At 36.5% G+C, this 17,048-nt stretch carries 18 protein-coding genes and 2 pseudogenes; 8 read left to right on the top strand and 12 right to left on the bottom strand.

The window, feature by feature from the left end; translation table 11 throughout:
* The first annotated feature begins 76 nt into the window (after nucleotides 1-76).
* Both ACICQD_RS03910 and ACICQD_RS03905 read left to right on the top strand, forming a co-directional pair.
* Complete coding sequence (locus ACICQD_RS03910) at nucleotides 77-340, top strand: hypothetical protein (RefSeq protein WP_007552904.1); 264 nt, start codon at nucleotides 77-79, stop codon at nucleotides 338-340.
* Complete coding sequence (locus tag ACICQD_RS03905; protein WP_353286540.1) at nucleotides 330-845, top strand: transposase; 516 nt, start codon at nucleotides 330-332, stop codon at nucleotides 843-845. The genes ACICQD_RS03910 and ACICQD_RS03905 overlap by 11 nt, the downstream gene beginning before the upstream one ends.
* A gap of 352 nt (nucleotides 846-1,197) precedes the next feature.
* Here the strand turns inward: ACICQD_RS03905 and tsaD are convergent, their stop codons facing one another.
* From tsaD to ACICQD_RS03880, 5 genes are all read right to left on the bottom strand, one after another.
* Nucleotides 1,198-2,205, bottom strand: a complete 1,008-nt coding sequence (gene tsaD, locus ACICQD_RS03900) for a tRNA (adenosine(37)-N6)-threonylcarbamoyltransferase complex transferase subunit TsaD (RefSeq protein ID WP_395461614.1) — start codon at nucleotides 2,203-2,205, stop codon at nucleotides 1,198-1,200.
* 156 nt (nucleotides 2,206-2,361) lie between these two features.
* Entirely contained in the window at nucleotides 2,362-2,526 is a 165-nt protein-coding gene (locus ACICQD_RS03895) for a hypothetical protein (protein ID WP_022626335.1), read from the bottom strand.
* Between the two features lie 118 nt (nucleotides 2,527-2,644).
* On the bottom strand, nucleotides 2,645-3,382 hold the full coding sequence (locus ACICQD_RS03890; protein WP_209473121.1) for a hypothetical protein: 738 nt from the start codon (nucleotides 3,380-3,382) through the stop codon (nucleotides 2,645-2,647).
* A gap of 196 nt (nucleotides 3,383-3,578) precedes the next feature.
* A protein-coding gene (locus ACICQD_RS03885) for an IS5 family transposase (protein WP_395461446.1) occupies nucleotides 3,579-4,405 on the bottom strand; the annotation gives its coding sequence in 2 pieces (ribosomal slippage) (nucleotides 3,579-4,018 and nucleotides 4,018-4,405; 828 coding nt in all).
* Nucleotides 4,406-4,813: 408 nt separating this feature from the next.
* Entirely contained in the window at nucleotides 4,814-5,950 is a 1,137-nt protein-coding gene (locus ACICQD_RS03880) for a cysteine desulfurase family protein (RefSeq protein WP_209473123.1), read from the bottom strand.
* Between the two features lie 155 nt (nucleotides 5,951-6,105).
* Between ACICQD_RS03880 and ACICQD_RS03875 the strand changes: the two genes are divergently transcribed.
* A complete protein-coding gene (locus ACICQD_RS03875; protein WP_209473125.1) occupies nucleotides 6,106-6,804 on the top strand; it encodes an alpha/beta hydrolase in 699 nt (232 codons plus the stop codon).
* 238 nt (nucleotides 6,805-7,042) lie between these two features.
* On the opposite strand, the gene ACICQD_RS03870 is transcribed toward ACICQD_RS03875, so the two are convergent.
* Together ACICQD_RS03870 and ACICQD_RS03865 are read right to left on the bottom strand one after the other, a co-directional pair.
* Nucleotides 7,043-7,717 carry an ABC transporter ATP-binding protein gene (locus ACICQD_RS03870; protein ID WP_395461613.1) on the bottom strand — a complete coding sequence of 225 codons (675 nt, stop codon included), beginning with the start codon at nucleotides 7,715-7,717 and terminating at the stop codon, nucleotides 7,043-7,045.
* Between the two features lie 39 nt (nucleotides 7,718-7,756).
* Complete coding sequence (locus tag ACICQD_RS03865) at nucleotides 7,757-8,218, bottom strand: HesB/IscA family protein (RefSeq protein WP_010081891.1); 462 nt, start codon at nucleotides 8,216-8,218, stop codon at nucleotides 7,757-7,759.
* 47 nt (nucleotides 8,219-8,265) lie between these two features.
* On the opposite strand from ACICQD_RS03865, the gene ACICQD_RS03860 reads away from it, so the two are divergent.
* The 3 genes and pseudogenes from ACICQD_RS03860 to tnpC all read left to right on the top strand — a co-directional run bounded on the left by ACICQD_RS03860 (nucleotide 8,266) and on the right by tnpC (nucleotide 11,989).
* A complete protein-coding gene (locus ACICQD_RS03860; protein WP_395461612.1) occupies nucleotides 8,266-9,465 on the top strand; it encodes a deoxyguanosinetriphosphate triphosphohydrolase in 1,200 nt (399 codons plus the stop codon).
* The gene (gene ribD / locus ACICQD_RS03855; RefSeq protein ID WP_395461611.1) at nucleotides 9,465-10,547 is read left to right on the top strand and encodes a bifunctional diaminohydroxyphosphoribosylaminopyrimidine deaminase/5-amino-6-(5-phosphoribosylamino)uracil reductase RibD; all 1,083 of its coding nucleotides are present in this window, start codon (nucleotides 9,465-9,467) and stop codon (nucleotides 10,545-10,547) included. The genes ACICQD_RS03860 and ribD overlap by 1 nt, the downstream gene beginning before the upstream one ends.
* Nucleotides 10,548-10,659: 112 nt before the next feature.
* Nucleotides 10,660-11,989 (top strand): annotated as a pseudogene (tnpC, locus tag ACICQD_RS03850) (IS66 family transposase).
* A 152-nt stretch (nucleotides 11,990-12,141) separates the two neighbouring features.
* Here tnpC and rpe read toward each other — a convergent pair.
* Both rpe and ACICQD_RS03840 read right to left on the bottom strand, forming a co-directional pair.
* Nucleotides 12,142-12,822, bottom strand: a complete 681-nt coding sequence (gene rpe, locus ACICQD_RS03845) for a ribulose-phosphate 3-epimerase (protein ID WP_395461610.1) — start codon at nucleotides 12,820-12,822, stop codon at nucleotides 12,142-12,144.
* 94 nt (nucleotides 12,823-12,916) lie between these two features.
* The gene (locus ACICQD_RS03840; protein ID WP_182366253.1) at nucleotides 12,917-13,345 is read right to left on the bottom strand and encodes a zinc-ribbon domain-containing protein; all 429 of its coding nucleotides are present in this window, start codon (nucleotides 13,343-13,345) and stop codon (nucleotides 12,917-12,919) included.
* 75 nt (nucleotides 13,346-13,420) lie between these two features.
* Between ACICQD_RS03840 and dapD the strand changes: the two genes are divergently transcribed.
* The gene (dapD, locus tag ACICQD_RS03835) at nucleotides 13,421-14,251 is read left to right on the top strand and encodes a 2,3,4,5-tetrahydropyridine-2,6-dicarboxylate N-succinyltransferase (protein WP_395461609.1); all 831 of its coding nucleotides are present in this window, start codon (nucleotides 13,421-13,423) and stop codon (nucleotides 14,249-14,251) included.
* Nucleotides 14,252-14,257: 6 nt separating this feature from the next.
* On the opposite strand, the gene ACICQD_RS03830 is transcribed toward dapD, so the two are convergent.
* Nucleotides 14,258-14,542, bottom strand: coding sequence for a DUF2610 domain-containing protein (locus ACICQD_RS03830; protein ID WP_395461608.1), 285 nt, complete (start codon nucleotides 14,540-14,542; stop codon nucleotides 14,258-14,260).
* Complete coding sequence (locus ACICQD_RS03825; protein WP_022626336.1) at nucleotides 14,543-14,914, bottom strand: hypothetical protein; 372 nt, start codon at nucleotides 14,912-14,914, stop codon at nucleotides 14,543-14,545.
* 101 nt (nucleotides 14,915-15,015) lie between these two features.
* Here ACICQD_RS03825 and ACICQD_RS03820 point away from each other — a divergent pair, with 101 nt between their 5' ends.
* Nucleotides 15,016-16,068: a class I SAM-dependent methyltransferase gene (locus ACICQD_RS03820; protein WP_395461607.1), complete on the top strand. Its 1,053-nt coding sequence runs from the start codon at nucleotides 15,016-15,018 to the stop codon at nucleotides 16,066-16,068.
* A 453-nt stretch (nucleotides 16,069-16,521) separates the two neighbouring features.
* Here ACICQD_RS03820 and terL read toward each other — a convergent pair.
* A pseudogene (gene terL, locus ACICQD_RS03815) lies at nucleotides 16,522-17,046 on the bottom strand (phage terminase large subunit); the annotation flags it as partial.
* Nucleotides 17,047-17,048 lie beyond the last annotated feature (2 nt).

The raw sequence follows: 17,048 nt of genomic DNA, 5'->3' as shown, positions 1-17,048 counted from the left end.
GTTGCAAGCGAAAGTAAGGCAATAGCAGATTAGCCAAGGCAAAAAATACGAACCCATAGGAATAGAAAGTGGATAGTTGTCAATATCAATGTGCAAAGAGTTAAGGAGTTTTGGATTACCAGTAATTTGTGTAGATGCAAGGCATATGGCAGCAGCGTTGTCTGCAAGAATCAATAAGAATGATAAAAACGATGCGAGGGGTATAGCGCAGATGATGAGAAGTGTTAGTAAAATCAGTTGTCAAATTAAAATAGCGCTTGGAAGCAGAAGACAGCTAATGTGTAGCAAACAGCAGGTTATTGGAACAATAAGAGGGTTGTTGAAGATACATGGTCGGTAAAGGATCAAAATTTGAAACTTTCGCTTTAAGAATACAAGAGGCAATAAATAATTTGGATGAAATCAGTAGGAGTTCAATTGAAGCGTTAGTTTGTAGTTTGGAAGCAATAGAAAAGTCATTAAGAAAGCTTGACAAAATGCTTTCAGAACAAGGTGAAAAAGACGATGATTGTAAATTGTTAACTACTGTTCCAGGAGTGGGGATTATAGTAGCAATGACGTATAAAGCTGCAATTGATAACCCACATAGGTTTGAGAAATCTGATACAGTTGGAGCATATATAGGGTTGACACCAAGGCAATATTCTTCTGGAGAAGTTGATCGGCATGGCAGCATATCAAAGATGGGACCAGCGGAATGTAGAAGTATGTTATATGAAGCTGCACAAACAATGCTTACAGTTACCAAGAGGACATTTAAATTAAAAAACTGTGGTTGCGAAGAAAAAAGGAATGAAAAAAGCAATTGTAGCAGTAGCAAGAAAATTAGCTGTAATTATGCATAGGATGTTGGTTGATAAAACAGAATTTTATTATCAATAAACATCAAAAGAGCATAGGACAATAATTTTATTGAAAATAAAGATAGCAATGCCGATGGAAGGGACAAGCAAGAACTTAGTTAGACTTCGTGGTAAATATGTTGCCGTCCACTTCCGCCTAACAAGTATAATGCGGCTTGACAAATTTATTGTCATCTCAGACCGCGGAGAGAACCATATGCTACTTTTAACTTATGTAAAATTACCAAGGATTATGGAGAAGATATGCTGTTTTGATTTGTGTGAAAATTATTGTTGACTTATGTGCAATTAGAGAACCTAAGTCACTTTAGCTATAATTCAGAATTGAGAGCTTTTAATAACTCTCTAACTCCCACTTAGGTCTTGGTGCAAAATTGAGAGAATCTATATAGCTTTTCTGTAACATTTCAATTCCTGCCCATCCAACCATTATTGCATTATCTGTACATAGGTTGTTGGGAGGAAAAAATATGTTTAAGTTTATGTGTTGCTTTAATTTTTCTCTCAAGAAATTATTTGCTGCAACTCCGCCGGTAATCACAAAGTCATTGATTTTGATATTTAAAGATTCGGCTATAATAATCGCATTACTAACCCTGTCCAGCAGTATGTCACTAATACACTCTTGAAACGAAGCACATACATCACACACATCTTGCTCGCTCATTTTCAGTTCTTGCACTAAGTTTTTTACTGCTGTTTTAATTCCAGAAAACGAAAAGTTACATCCAGAACGTTTTATCATTGCCCTTGGCAATTTAAATCTTGCACCATTGCCTTTTTTAGCTAACTTTTCAATTAATGGCCCTCCGGGATAGCTTAAACCCAGCATCTTAGCAACTTTATCGAACGCTTCACCCAGCGAGTCATCAAGCGTTTCTCCAAGTTTAACGTATTTGCCTACATCCTGTGCAATTAAAAATTGACAGTGACCACCTGATATTAATAGGACTAAAAATGGAAATTTTACCTCATGCAGTAACCTAATAACCAATGCATGCGCTTCTAAGTGATTCACTGCAATGAACGGTTTTTGTGCTACATGCGCAATTGCTTTAGCCATCATTGTACCAACTATTAATCCACCTATGAGTCCTGGTCCTGATGTTGCTGCAATTGCATTGAGGTCACAAAAGTTAAGGTTAGATTTTTTTACAGCGCTTTTTATCAGGCCACTTAAATGTTCCATATGAGCACGTGAAGCTATCTCAGGAATCACCCCACCGCGTTTTTTGTGTTCTACTTGAGAAAGAATCTTGTGAGCAAGGACTTGCTTGTCACTATTTACAATCGCTACTGCAGTTTCGTCGCAGCTTGTTTCAACAGCTAAAATGGTTTTCATGTATATTTAGTTACTGTATTACCAAAACTATACTTTGAAACGCTGTAGAAGTTAACTGCAAAGTTAACTTCTATAGCTAAAAGATTTACCGACAACCGTCATTCCGCTACGTGTTAGCTGATGAGATACCGCGCACAACTGTACGAACATTCATTCTTAAAGGTAAACTGCACAGCAAATGGTGTCATTCCAGTGCTTGACACTGGAATCCAGCCTTGCCGTAATCTCATCAAGAACGTTGTGTTTTAACATAAGATCAGCCACTTTTATGCTCACCAACTTAGTGCCCAATCCAAATTCCTGGATTCCAGTGTCAAGCACTGGAATGACACCATCTACTACTCAAATTACCTGCAAATTGCAATGTTCGTACACCAAAAGAATGAATCGCGGTATGACGGTTCGCGGCGGCATGACGTAGGAAAACCTGCACTATAAGCTAATCATCATCTCCAAATATAGAGCTAATTTTTTTGCCCCCAGGAGAAAATTTATTAGTCCAACTGCTTTGCACTTTGGTTACATCTTTAAAGACAGTTTTATTGCTGTATTCCTTGATTTCTTTATCTACTCTCTCCATTATTTGTGGATCCAGGTAGCTCTTTTTCCATTGGTCAGTAGCAAGGAACACTTTGTTTAAGTCTTGAGTGCGGATTAAGTATTCTTTATCTTTAGGGTAAACCTCCTGCGCCCAAGCAAATAGCTCAAAATAACGTGCAAATAATTCAGATGCGCGTGATTTTGCAGTTTGATAAGCCTGTATCTCCTTAAATATAACTTGGCCGATAATTTTCTGCACAAGAATATTTGCTTGCTTTAGGTTCTGCTCAATATCCTGGTAAACTTTATGGAGAAATTCCTGTTCCAAACTTAAGTTCAGTTCATTTTCAACCATGTGTGAAAGTTCATGCACTATAATGTATGGGTTTGACTTCCTCAGTACAATAACATATCTATTTACACTGGAAGACCTGATTGTCTTACACACTCCCTCTTCCATATCCACTAATCCCTCTTGGTATATTTCAAATGAGAGCCTGTTTTGCTTTATTAGTGATAAAGTGAGGTTTAATGTGTTTCTAAACTTCTCAAATTGATAGAGATATTCGACATACCGTATTGCATTTTCACTGCTTCCTACTTGAGTTGCTTGTTTTATTAAATTCCTGATTAGCATACCTTATTATTAAAGGAATTCTTTTTATACTCAAGAATTGATTGGCTACAAAGTGTTTTTAGGAAGCCTGATTGCATAGCTAAAGTAATTCATGTTTACTGATAACCGTCATACCGCTGCTTGTCAGCGGGATCTATGGTGAGATACCGCGAATGAATCCATGCTGTACGAACATTCATTAGACCTCTTTCGAAACTCATATAGACAGCTCAAAATTGTGAATTCCTGCTATTAAATTGAATCTCAAGCCAAAACGTTTTCTCCGATTGCGGTATCTGTCTGCAATAATTTTGAATCTTTTTAACAGACCAATTACATTCTCAACTACTACTCTTTTGCTTGCTAGCTCCCGATTTTCTACCTTTTTTTCCTTAATTAAGGGACTCTTTTTCATCCTTCTGTGTGGCAACTCGACATTTTTGTGAATTTTCTGAAAACCTCTATAGCCAGCATCGGCTAAAACTTTTATACCTTCTGATACATGCACTTTTGACTCCTTGAAAAGCCGAAAGTCATGCTTTCTCCCGTTTGAAAATGACGTACAAATAATTTTCTTGCTCTTCTTTTCTGCAATTATTTGTGTTTTTAGCGTATGTTTTTTCTTCTTTCCTGAATAAAATCTTTTCTGCTTTTTTTTGGTCTCTCTACAGGTGTTTCCGTTGCATCAATCACCAAAATCTCATATTTCACGTCGCTTTTTAGGAGTTCTTTTCGTCCTGGCAATGCGAAATCTTGGTGTTGTATTAGAGTATCCTCTACCCATTTTACAGTTTTATATGCCGTACTTTCACTTACTCCATAACTTTGACTTATGTGAAAATATGTACGGTATTCTCGTAAGTATTCTAATACCATGAGCAGCATATTCTCCTCGTTTAGCTTATTTTTCCTTCCTCCTTTGGCTTTCTTTTTTTTATTTTCTTCACATAAAATCCCTACCATTTTGTTAAATGTTGATCTCTTTACTCCTGTTAGTCGACGAAACTCCCCTTTATCGAGCTCTTTCACTATTTCATACTTCATTTCTCCTTACCTCAAAATTACTATTTTTACTGCTTTATCCTAGTTTCGAAAGAAGTCTATTTTTGAAGGTAAATTGCACAGCAAATGGTGTCATTCCAGTGCTCTTTTTTTGTCATCCCAGTCTGGGATCTATTTTGCATGTAACTCCAATTGTGTTTTGGCATAAAACGCGACACGTATTAGACTTATTTGCAAGCAAAGCTTGCTAGATCCAAGTAGTCAGGACACTGGAATGACACCATAGGGGCACTGCCGTCATAAAGGAACCAGTGTCAGCTACTTGGATGACAGCTAGCCTAACAACCGTCATCCCGCTGCTTGTTAGCGGGATCTAGAGATACCGCGGGGTTGTAAAGTAATTTTTTACATCTAATGCTCGGCCAGTGCCTGCATGATACCACGTATTATCTATACCAAGGTGTTCTGCTTGTAGATATTATACCAACAATCCACTATTTTTTTTATGTCTTGTGGTTTAGTTTCTGGACCTATACTGATTCTAATTGAACACTCTGCTTGCTCTTTTGTTGCCCCCATTGCAAGCAAAACATGGGAAGGCTCAACTTTTCCAGAAGAACATGCGGAGCCATTACTAACTGCAATATGATTCAAGTCAAAATGCATAAGCTGCACATCACTCTTTACTCCTGGCATATAAATAAAACTTGTGTTTGGCAGCCTCTTAGAGTTTTTACCGAAGATTCTTATGTCACTGGCAAGATTTAATAATTCACACTCTAATTGATCACGTAGCTCCTTTACTTCATCCATTTTTGATAGAAGGTCTGGAATATTTTGCAGTGCAGCAGAAAGGCCTGCAATCGCAACAATATTTTCCGTACCACCACGAAATCCCTTCTCTTGTCCACCACCTATTATAATAGGTTCTATCGCAAGTTCTTTATTGAATATTAAAACTCCACTGCCTGCTACACCGCCAAATTTATGGGCGGATAAAGTGAGTAAATCCACTCCTAAATCTTCCATATTAACTTTAATTTTCCCAACACTTTGAGCAGTGTCAGTGTGGCAAATTGCTCCAAACTTGTGTACTATTTTAGCCATTTCCTCAATAGGTTGAATAACTCCGGTTTCGTTATTTGCCATCATAACTGAAACTATTGCTTTGTTTCCTTTAAGTTCGCTTAGAATTTTTTCTAGCTCTAAAAAGTCAACAATGCCCTCCTGATTAACAGGTATTATATATGGATTACATGCAGAATTAAGAATTGAAGGATGCTCTATAGCTGAAATTATATGCAGGTAGCCTGCTATTCCTCTCATAACAAGGTTATTCGCTTCAGTTGCACCAGACGTAAAAACTATTTCTTTATCACTTGAAACGCCAATAGCACCACGTACGTTATCTCTTGCATCCTGAAGAATCTTCCTCGCTTCTTGTCCTCTTTTATGTAGTGATGATGGATTGAGCGTTTGTTTTAACAAGACCTCAAATATACTTTTTTTTACATTTTCACTAATTGGAGCAGTTGCATTGTAATCAGCATATACGTAACCACTATTTTCTAAAGAGAATGGACTCATCTGTCACTTAAATAAGTTTACCATCAACTATAGCCATAACTATGTACGTTAGCTTTAACACGATAAAAAATTTATTGCAAAAACAGCGAAATTAATACATAATTAATAACTCACGTCATTAATACCTGTCAAGCGGGTTCTTATTAGGGGTTACCATGGTTGAAGTTTTTTTGAATAATGCAACAAGAAAGATAGAAGGTGAATACCACCAAAGCAAAGATGCCAACGCGCCGGTTGTGCTGGTTTTACATCATCATCCTCAATATGGTGGTAATATGGATAGTAAAATTGTACATAGTACATATACGTCTTTTATCGATAACAATTTTTCTGCATTGAAAATTAACTTTCGTGGTGTGGGAAAATCTACCGGAACTTTTGATAAGGGTATAGGAGAATTAACTGACGCTGCGGTAGCCATTGATTGGCTTCAGGAACATAATCCTAGCAATGTTCCAATTTGGATCGCTGGTTTTTCTTTTGGAGCATGGGTGGCTATGCAGCTAACAATGCGCCGCCCTGAGATAGTGGGTTTTATTGCTCTTTCTCTTCCGGTAACTAAGTACGATTTTTCTTTTCTTTCTCCCTGTCCAGTTTCTGGGCTTATAATACAAAGCAGTAATGATACAATCTCAGAAGAAAGCGATGTAACAGAATTAGCAAAAAGGTTGATAAATTCAGTAAGAAGTGATCACATGAAATACTATATAATAGATGATACTAATCACTTTCTAAAGGATAAAGAAGAGGAAGTGACTCAAATCGTGGACAATTATATAAAACTGCGCTTGAATAGTGCAACTATTTCTTCTCAAAAGGTCAAAAAAGAGGTAAGGGTAAAAGAATATGCCTAATCTTTACAAACAAGAGAAATGAGTGTAGTAATATAAATGAAAAGGTTTTGTTATGTTTAAAAAGCTATTATTTTTTGTTTTAGCTGTGTTTATGTTATCGGGGTGTTCCCTAAGTAAACAGCGTAAGTTAAAAAGTCCGTGTATAAAAAGCAATGAAAGCATTTCATGCGAGTTGTACTCTGTTAATGATCATTGGTTAGATAAGTATAGGGCATAGAAATTGTGCTATTTTTCCTATTCACAACTTCACTAATGATCGATCTCTCAATTGGAAAATGCAGTCTGCCTTTTCTGCAAGGAGATGATTGTGTGTTACTATAAGCATAGAGCTGTTATTTTCCTTTACGTATGAATGTAGCAGTAAAAACACCTTAAAAGAATTTGTTGGATCTAAATTTCCTGTTGGCTCATCTGCAAGTAAAAGCTTTGGAGAATTTACAATGCTTCTTGCAATTGCAACTCTCTGCCTTTCCCCACCCGAAACTTCAGATACCATGCTACTTGCTTTGTTTTCCAGACCAAATTTTTCCAACATTGCTTGCGAATTTTTTTTTGCTTCAGCTTTGCTTTTTCCTGCAATGAGTTGAGGAAGCATAATATTTTCCAACACCGATAACTCTTGTAACAAATAGTGAAATTGATAAACAAAACTAAGAAAATTTCTTCTTACATGAGTTTTATGCTTATTACTGGCTTGTGTGCAATTTATTCCATCTATCGTAACTATACCTGAAGTTGGCTTGTCCAACAAGCCTGCGATTTGCAATATAGTTGTTTTCCCTGCACCTGAATCGCCAATCAGCACTACTACTTGCCCTCTTGTGACACTTAAGTTGATATCCTTTACAACAGCAGAATTGTTCTTGAAGCTTTTATCTACGGAAGTTAGTTCTAGTGCTACATTACCACCCATGTTTAAAAGATCCAGAAGGCATCTAAGTTTTAGTAATAATTAAACCGAAAAACTGTTACCACAACCACATTGAGACTTAGCAAAGGCATTCTTTATTTGAAAACCAGAACCACTGAGATCCTCAGTATAATCTATAACTGAGTTATTTAAAAATTTTGCTGAACAATTATCAACCATTAATACAGGGTTTCCATTTTCATCATTAATTACTATATCTTTACCTTTTTCGCTAAAACTGGAGTGGCTTCTATAGTCCTCACTTTCTTCATAGTCATCATCTTCGTCTTCGTCATCAAACTCATCATCGTAATCATCGTCTTCATCATCCAAAGATAGATTTTTATTCATTTGATCCATAAGAAAATTGTATTTGAAGCCAGAACATCCACCACCTGAAACTGCAACCCGTAAAATGGAACTCTTATCCCCTTCCTGCTCTGCAAGAGAGTGGATTTTTTTTAGTGCATTATCAGTTAAGTTGATGTTGTAATTTGTTGACATAGTAACCACCGTTTATTATTGATAACTTATTATAGTAGAAATTTTACATGTCAAACAATAATTTTCTATTAAATTATGCATGTTTTCCAAGCAAAACAAAAGGGAGATACTTCAAAGAGCCAGAAGATGAGAATCGCAGCTGCTTTCAGCGTGATAGGGACCGTATCATTCACTCTAATGCGTTTAGAAAATTGGAGTACAAAACACAAGTTTTTATCAATTATGAGCACGACTACTATCGCACTCGGCTTACTCATAGCCTTGAAGTTGCACAAATTGCAAGGTCCATTGCGCGTAGACTTGGCTTAAATGAGGATATCACTGAATGCATAGCGCTCGCACATGATCTTGGTCATCCTCCATTTGGTCATGCAGGTGAAGATGCTCTAAAGAAATCAGTTCAAGATTTGAATCTTGATAACGAGAAGTATGAGTTTGATCATAATGTTCAAGCTATAAGGATTTTAACTTACCTCGAACAAAAACATGCTGATTTTGATGGTATGAATCTAAGTTGGGAGGTGATTGAAGGAGTTGCAAAACATAACGGTCCCTTGCTTGGTCAAAACGCGGAGTCTTCTACAAATAATCAGCTGTTATTAGAATACAACAAAAAATATGATCTAAAACTTGAAGAATTTTCAAGCATTGAAGCGCAAGTTGCTTCAATTGCCGATGATATTGCTTACAGTGTTCACGATCTTGATGATGCACTCAGGGCGAATTTAGTAACCATCGAAGATTTGCTGAATGTTCCTTTAATTGAAAAAATGTTTAAAGACATAAGGAGCAGATATTCAGAATTGCCTCAGAGCAAACTCATACATGAATCACTGAGTGGAACTATAGGAACTATGATAAGTGATGTTGTTTCTCAGACTGAAAGAAATATTGAAGATCACAAAATAAAAAGCGTAGAAGACGTAAGAAGTCTAAATAAAATGCTAGTCACATTTTCACCAGAAGTTGCGAATGCTACAAAAGAAATGAAAAGATTCAACATGGAGAAAATATACAGAAGCTATAAACTGAGTAGAACGATGAACAAAGCAAAACGCATAATACAGGAACTCTTTCAATGTTTTTATGAAAACCCAGGATTACTTCCCACAGAGTGGAGCAAACTCGCTTGTGAATCTCAGCGTTCAGTAATAATATGTGACTATATCTCAGGTATGACAGATAGATTTGCTATACACGAGTACAGAAGAATTTTTGATACCTCATACGAAATGACTTCTTTCTAATGACTGATGATCATTTCATGTCAATTGCATTAAGGCTTGCAGAAAAAAATCTTGGAAATGTTGCACCAAATCCTGCTGTCGGGTGTGTTATTGTAAAGGATGGTACAATTGTTAGTGAGGGATACACAGGGATTGGTGGGCGTCCGCATGCGGAGGTAGTCGCTTTGCAAAACGCTAAAGATTCAACTCATGGCGCAACTATATATATCACTCTTGAGCCATGTTGTCATCACGGAGTCACGGGGCCTTGCACTGCAAAAATCATAAAAGCTGGCATAAAAAGAGTAGTAATTGCAACTATTGACCCAGATAGTAGAGTTTCAGGTGGAGGCATTAAAGCTCTGAAAGAAGCAGGAATTGAAGTTGAGCAAGGTATTATGCAAAAAGAAGCAGAAGAACTGAATGTCGGTTTTTTCACCACTAAAGAATTACATAGACCATTTATAGCTTGCAAAGTCGCAACAACTCTTGACGGAAAAATCGCAACATTTACAGGCGATAGCAAATGGATAACAAGTGAAAATACGAGAAACTGGGTGCATGAGCTCAGAACGAAATATGATGCAATTATGATCGGCAGCAATACTCTTATTAATGATGATCCACTCTTAACTTGCAGATTACCAGGACTCGGAAGTAGATCGCCAATAAGGCTAATTATAGATAGTCAAGGGAGATTAAAGGAAGAGCATAACATTGCAAAGACTGCAGACAAAGTAATAACTTGGGTCATCACAAATAAAGAAGTAGAGAAAAAAATAAAAAACATTAACTACTTGAAAGTCAATTCAAACGATGCAGGCAAAGCCTGCCTAAAGGACACGGCATTAAAACTTGTTTCAGAAATCGGTATAACAAGGTTATTAGTTGAAGGTGGAGGAGTGTTAATCACAGAACTATTAAAGTGTAATTTAATCGACAGGTTGATAATATGCCGCAGTGGTAAAATTTTAGGCAATGATGCCACTCCTTTTGTAGGAGATTTAGGGATTCAATTCATTAACAACTGTTATCAGTTTAAAAAAACAAAGATAATAGAGTTTAGTGAGGATATAGTTGAGGTTTGGGATAGGTCGTCATAATCCTTACATACTCAAACAGTAAAAAAAAGGTATCCGTTCAGCGGAGCGGTAAAATAAAAAGTAGACAAGGAGTGCTAAAAACATAATATCACAAGTAGTATGTGTGGTAAATATGTCTGATCTACTAGCTAGTCTTCTCAAGCTCTGTGAAAGCTTTAAAATAGAGATAGAGCAACTAAAAGCAGAGATAAAGAGGTTAGAGATAGAAAACGAAAATTTTAGATCTGAGAATAAGGCGCTAAGAATCGAAAATGCTGAATTGAAAGAAAGACTAGGTCTGAATTCACAAAATTCATCGATACCGAGCTCAAAAGAGTTATACAAGCTAAAGAAGAAAAAGAAAAAAAGTGACAGGAAAATAGGGGCACAGATTGGGCATGAAGGAAAGTATCGCCCTAAAATGGAAGCAGATGAAGTGGTGAAAATAGAGTTCTTGCGAGTGCGGAGGAGAAATTGCGATATCGAAAGAGCCATACATTCATCAAAAAGTTGATTTGCCAGCTTATGTTGTGGAATACCAATGGCCGCTGTTGCAAGTGTGGAAAAAGAAAAAGTAGCAGGCTACCAGAAGGTGTTACTGCGGATACATTTGGTCCAAAAGTTAAGTCAACAATCGCGGCGCTGAGCGGATTTTACAAGAACTCGAAAAGAGAAGTAGCAAATATTATAAAAAATATTTTCAACCTGGACATCAGTGTTGGTAGCGTGTCAAATAGCGAGGCTAGAGTTGCAGAAAAATGCCAAGAAGCATATGAGCAAATCGAGCAAGAAGTAAGTAAAAGTGAAGTTCTGCATATCGATGAAACGAGCCATTATAACAAAGGTAAACTTGGTTGGTGCTGGATGTTTGCCAGTAATACAGCAAGTTTTATAAAATTGACAGAGTCAAGAGGAATGAAGGTTTTACAAAATAGTAAGTTCTGCAATCGCAATAGCTTACGACAGGTACGCAGCATACAACTACTTTGCCGATAAGAACAGGCAAATCTGTTGGGCACATTTATCAAGAGATTTTGAAAGATTAGCACATAGTTGAAGTTAAAGTTCTGGGCTGTTACTTAAGAAACGTAGCCACTGAATTATTTGCACTAAAAAAGGCCTTGCTAAAAAATGAGATAGATGTTTTTAGATTTACCAGACGTGCCAGAAAGTTGCGAAAACGTACAAGGTATTACTTGAAGCCGCTTACCTGAAGCAATTGGAGCTTCTCGAGTTGCAAAAAATATTTTGAAATCTGAAAGAATAATGTGGAATTTTTTAGATGACCCAGAAAACATTCCGCTGACAAACAACCATGCTGAACAGCAGATACGGCATTATGTCGTTTATCGCAAAAATTCATATTTTACCCAATCGAAGTGGGGAACTTGAACGGATAATTTCGTTATACTTAACATGGAAACAAATGGGCTTTCCAAAACCTTCTATCTATTGTTTCTTAAACCACTCTCCTGAACTGATACAACCCAAGAAAGGTTTCCCTACGTCATACCGCAATTCATTCGCGGTATAGATTCCGCTAACGAGTAGCGGAATGACGAATTTGTTGTTTTTCAAATTGTAGGTAAACCTAAGCCACTTTAGCTATATAGGGTCACAACAATGGATTTTTAAGATAGTTTATGGCCTTCTTAATATCTTCAGCCTTGAATATCGCCGATCCCGCAACTAAAATATCTGCACCTGCTTTTATTATATCAGCTGCGTTAGAAAAGTTAATTCCACCATCTACTGAAATTTGTGTTTTAAGATTACGCTCTTGTATCATTTTTTTTATAGTAGATATCTTGTTCAACTGTGAATGAATGAATTCCTGCCCTCCAAAGCCAGGGTTGACTGTCATAATCAGCACAATATCTAGCTCATGTATTATGTATTCAAGCACACTTGGAGAAGTTGAAGGAACAATTGAGACTCCAGCTTGAATCGGTTTTTTTTCGTCGTTTACATTTTTGTATAACTTTATCTTTCTTATCAACCTCTCAAGGTGTATCTCTGCTTCTGCATGTACAGTGATAATATCAGCACCAGCATTTATAAAGCTTTCAATGTGGTTACCAGGAGATTTGACCATTAAATGCACATCAAAAGGAAGATTGCTATATTTACGTATTGCAGAAACAACGCTAGGACCAATTGTAATATTTGGAACGAAATTCCCATCCATAACGTCTATGTGTATGTAATCCACACCTAAATCGCTAATTTTTCTTACTTCTTCCCCTAATTTTGCAAAATCTGCTGAAAGTATAGAAGGTGCAATTTTAATACTCATGAGCTGCCTTTTTTGCTAAAAAATAACTTATTTTTAAAACTCTGTCACCCTAAGCACCATCTGAGTAGCTAGAGACCGATATCGGTATGCCTATTTAACTAGATCTTAAATTAGATAAAAAAAGGTAGTCTTGATAAAACTTATTTACAGCAAGTTTTTTTACATTTGGACTTTCTGTTTGTTCTTTTTTGTACCCTAATTTATAGCTTATTGAATCCTTGTATAAACTGATCGTTTTGTATGCTTTGTTCATCTCTCTAGGAAAGATGCCATTAGCAATTACGACGCATAACCCCGTAGCTGTTGCAAAAGCTAGAGTGGTAAATGCTAGATTTTGTAAAAAATTTCTTCCACTAACTTTTTTTTCCTGTATATTAGCAGAGTGCTGTTTGTTTGACACTTCTTCTAGATATTCATGCCATATGTGATTGCAGTTCGTACATTTTACCTTTCTTCCAGACGCGCCAATTTGCTTAGGAGATACTAAGTAAGTTTTAGTACAACTATTACATTGTATTTTCATAGCACTTACATATAAAGTAGTAACAAGCTCAAATGATACAGAGCTACAAATTTAATATCAATATATATATAACAAATGGAAGGTTTGCAACTAAAAAAAACACAGAGTGAGATAGAAAATATTTGGAAAAATAGAGAAAAATTTAATGACTGTAATCTAAAGAAAACAGCAAGAATAGCAATTAAAGAGGCAATTGAGCTCCTTGATAGTGGCAAAATTAGAGTAGCAGAAAAGCTATCAAGTGGAGAATGGGTAGTACATAAGTGGATAAAGCAGGCAATATTATTACATTTTCTCACTGAAGAAAACAAAATAACAGACAATACCAATTGCTGGTTTGACAAGATCGGTAACAAATTTAGTGAATGGAATGAGGAGAAATTTCGCCAGTTAAAAATTAGAGCAGTTCCTGGGTGTTTTGTCCGCCGATCTGCTTATATAGGTACAAATGTTGTTCTAATGCCAAGTTTTATCAACGTTGGTGCATACGTTGATTCAGGAACAATGATAGATACCTGGTCAACGATTGGTAGCTGTGCGCAAATAGGAAAAAACTGTCATATTTCCGGTGGAGTGGGAATAGGTGGAGTTCTTGAGCCTATTCAAGCTTCACCTGTCATTATAGAAGATAATTGCTTTATTGGAGCACGTAGCGAAGTGGCCGAGGGTGTGGTAGTGAGAGAAGGATCAGTCCTTGGCATGGGTGTGTTTATTGGGGCATCAACAAAAATTATTGATAGAGAAACTGGCAAGGTATTTTATGGCAAAGTGCCGCCTTATTCTGTAGTGATACCAGGATCTATTCCATCTAAAAATAATATTTCAACCTATTGTGCAGTCATAGTAAAAAAAGTGGATGAAAAGACGAGATCGAAAATCTCTATAAATGAAATATTGAGGGATTAAACTATCTTACTCCTTGTTGTCACTTTTTTTATCATTATTACTAACCACAGTAATGGCATACGCACATAACTCTGAGAAAGAGACTCCATTTTCTTGAGATAGTTTATATAATTTTTGTAGACTTTCTTTTACTTTATTAGGAATATTCCCTCCACGTTCTTTTACAAGCCAGGAATCTTGATGATGAATTGGATGAGCATCACTTTTTGGATTTCCTATGTATATTGCAAAAGGTGAACTTTGCCCTTTGAAGTCACATTGTACAGTAAATTTTTTTATAGATTCAGCCATCTAAAGACCTCTACTTTTCTTTTTGGTCGATTTTATAGCAGGTGGAAGAGGTGGTTTCTTTATAAAATCTTGTCTATTGACAACACTTTCTCTACCTTCCAAAGCTCGGCGAACATCAGCTCTGCTTAATTGCGACTCTTTTGCTACCTTCATTCCATGCTTTGCCATAATATTAGCACATGCTAGTACTTTTTTTACCAATTCTAGATCACCATTTAGCATTTGAACTAGCACTTGAAACACTTCCGCTAAAGTTAGCCCATCAGCATTTATAACCTTGTTTTCTATAAAATTGACAGCTTCTTCAAATTTGTATTCAATACTATCATCTTGAGGTATAAGGGCAACATAATCGGTGTTTTTGTCGTCCATAACTGAAGCACTATTACTCACAAACTTAAGTTTATACTATATATATAAATACTCTACTATTTTATATTATGGCACGCTATAGTTAAACATTTATTAATAACATGCTCACTTATATACACGAATTAATTGACAAAAGTCAAGGATCAATATCCATCAGTGATTTCATGAATGCCGTTTTGTACCATGAAAAATACGGCTATTATACAAGTAAATTACCGCTTGGTAAGGATGGTGATTTTACTACCGCACCTGAGATCAGCCAATTATTTGGTGAAGTAATTGCAGTTTGGATAATGCATACATGGGAAAAATTAGGAAAGCCATCAAAATTTTCTCTAGTTGAACTTGGGCCAGGCAAAGGAACACTCATTCACGATATAATAAGAGTCACTAAAAAATACAGCAGCTTTTTTAATTCAATGTTGATCCACTTAGTTGAAATAAGCCCTACTTTACGGAAGATACAAAAGGAAAAATTAAAAAGCTTAGATGTTAATTGGCACAAAAATATTGACAACCTACCAGAACAACCAACCATTTTTTTAGCAAATGAGTTCTTTGACGCTCTTCCGATAGATCAGTTTGTATATCATGATGAGGGGTGGTATGAAAATATGGTGACAAAACAAGATGATGGCAGTCTCTTGGTGTCATGCCAGTGCGTGACACTGGAATCCAGAAAAAAAGAATCATGGATTCCAGTGTCAGCTACTCAGATGACAAATGGAAAATTTTTTAATGGTGCAGTGGTGGAAATATGTTCAGTTGGGGTTGAAATATTAAAAAAACTTGAGAAGAAGATATATAATAATAAAGGAGCTGCTTTGATTGTAGATTACGGTTATGTATACCCCGCATATAAGAGCACTTTGCAATCGATAAAACAACATAAGTATGCTAATTTTCTTGAGAATGTTGGTAATAGTGATATTACCGCACTTGTGAACTTTCAAGCGTTAAGAGATCCATTAAAGCATGTAGATTGTGAGATTTTAACTCAAAGGGAATTTTTATATCTTTTTGGCATAAAAGAAAGAACCCAGGCTTTAATGAAAAGCGCAAGTGATGAACAAAAGAATAGGATCTTTAGTGAATTCTTAAGGTTGACTGAAAATATGGGCACTCTTTTTAAAGCAATGCTATTGATATGCTAACCCAAGAAAGGTTTCCCTACATCATACCGCCGCAGCGCTAACGAGTAGCGGAATGACGAATTTGTTGTTTTTCAAATTGTAAGTAAACCTAAGCCACTTTAGCTATAGCATAGCTAAAGTAATTTATGTTATTGGGTAAGTTAAAAATATGATATAAATAAGATAGGAGGGAGCTACTCACTATAGGAATAGAGTTGTGCACGACCCACAACTGTACGAACATTTGTTTGCGAAGAAATGTTATAGCTGGTTTTGCCTCAAACACAAAGATGTCATACGAGTAGCTGACTACTTGGATCCAGCCTTTCCATCCAAGACGGCAGTGCCCAGACACTGGAATAACAGCAGTCCTACGTCATACCGCGATTCATTCGCGGTATCTCTAGATCCCGCTAACAAGCAGCGGGATGACGGTTGTCTCCTAGCTGTCATCCCAGTACTGGTAGACTCAAATCACAATGCTCGTATAGCTGCAACCCTGGAGGTACTGTTTCTCACCCACTGCAAATATTGCACGGTACTGTCCACTTGGTCGTCGTGGCGCGTTTCAGGAAACATTAAAATCTCATACTCAAAATCGTTCAGCCATACTGCTTGATGTGGCAGAAAAACCTTGCCAGACTCTATAATCGGAACAATTTGATGAAATCGAGTGAGCTTGTCATCATGTGGCACTATTTCAATAATCGGTAAATCACTGTTTGTCTTTAGCTCTTGCACCAATTGTTGACCACTTGTTTTTGCTTCGATTAAAATTGCGTGTGGCGTCCATCTTGCAGCTAGTGACAAAACCTGTTCTTTAAGCTTTGGATACTCAAGCTTTGCGCGATATACATCAAGTAAATAGAATTTATTATCTATTTTTGCCCAGGTGGTGCAGACACTAAAGTTGCTCATGTTACTTGTTGAAACCGCAGTATCCCAACTTTGTGTTACATGCGAGAGATTATCAGGAAATTTTTTATAGCGTTTCAGAGGTT

Origin of the sequence: Wolbachia endosymbiont (group A) of Therophilus tumidulus, assembly GCF_964277345.1 — a bacterium.
Taxonomy (GTDB): Bacteria; Pseudomonadota; Alphaproteobacteria; order Rickettsiales; family Anaplasmataceae; genus Wolbachia; species Wolbachia pipientis.
Note: the sequence above shows the minus strand (reverse complement) of the source record. Positions and strands in the feature narration are given on the sequence as shown.

Excerpts from the sequence above, each read along its gene's own strand:
- ACICQD_RS03905 (WP_353286540.1), top strand. The coding sequence starts at position 330 with ATGGTCGGTAAAGGATCAAAATTTGAAACTTTCGCTTTAAGAATACAA.
- tsaD (WP_395461614.1), bottom strand. The coding sequence starts at position 2,205 with ATGAAAACCATTTTAGCTGTTGAAACAAGCTGCGACGAAACTGCAGTA.
- ACICQD_RS03890 (WP_209473121.1), bottom strand. The coding sequence starts at position 3,382 with ATGCTAATCAGGAATTTAATAAAACAAGCAACTCAAGTAGGAAGCAGT.
- ACICQD_RS03880 (WP_209473123.1), bottom strand. The coding sequence starts at position 5,950 with ATGAGTCCATTCTCTTTAGAAAATAGTGGTTACGTATATGCTGATTAC.
- ACICQD_RS03875 (WP_209473125.1), top strand. The coding sequence starts at position 6,106 with ATGGTTGAAGTTTTTTTGAATAATGCAACAAGAAAGATAGAAGGTGAA.
- ACICQD_RS03870 (WP_395461613.1), bottom strand. The coding sequence starts at position 7,717 with ATGGGTGGTAATGTAGCACTAGAACTAACTTCCGTAGATAAAAGCTTC.
- ACICQD_RS03865 (WP_010081891.1), bottom strand. The coding sequence starts at position 8,218 with ATGTCAACAAATTACAACATCAACTTAACTGATAATGCACTAAAAAAA.
- ACICQD_RS03860 (WP_395461612.1), top strand. The coding sequence starts at position 8,266 with ATGTCAAACAATAATTTTCTATTAAATTATGCATGTTTTCCAAGCAAA.
- ribD (WP_395461611.1), top strand. The coding sequence starts at position 9,465 with ATGACTGATGATCATTTCATGTCAATTGCATTAAGGCTTGCAGAAAAA.
- rpe (WP_395461610.1), bottom strand. The coding sequence starts at position 12,822 with ATGAGTATTAAAATTGCACCTTCTATACTTTCAGCAGATTTTGCAAAA.
- ACICQD_RS03840 (WP_182366253.1), bottom strand. The coding sequence starts at position 13,345 with ATGAAAATACAATGTAATAGTTGTACTAAAACTTACTTAGTATCTCCT.
- dapD (WP_395461609.1), top strand. The coding sequence starts at position 13,421 with ATGGAAGGTTTGCAACTAAAAAAAACACAGAGTGAGATAGAAAATATT.
- ACICQD_RS03830 (WP_395461608.1), bottom strand. The coding sequence starts at position 14,542 with ATGGCTGAATCTATAAAAAAATTTACTGTACAATGTGACTTCAAAGGG.
- ACICQD_RS03825 (WP_022626336.1), bottom strand. The coding sequence starts at position 14,914 with ATGGACGACAAAAACACCGATTATGTTGCCCTTATACCTCAAGATGAT.
- ACICQD_RS03820 (WP_395461607.1), top strand. The coding sequence starts at position 15,016 with ATGCTCACTTATATACACGAATTAATTGACAAAAGTCAAGGATCAATA.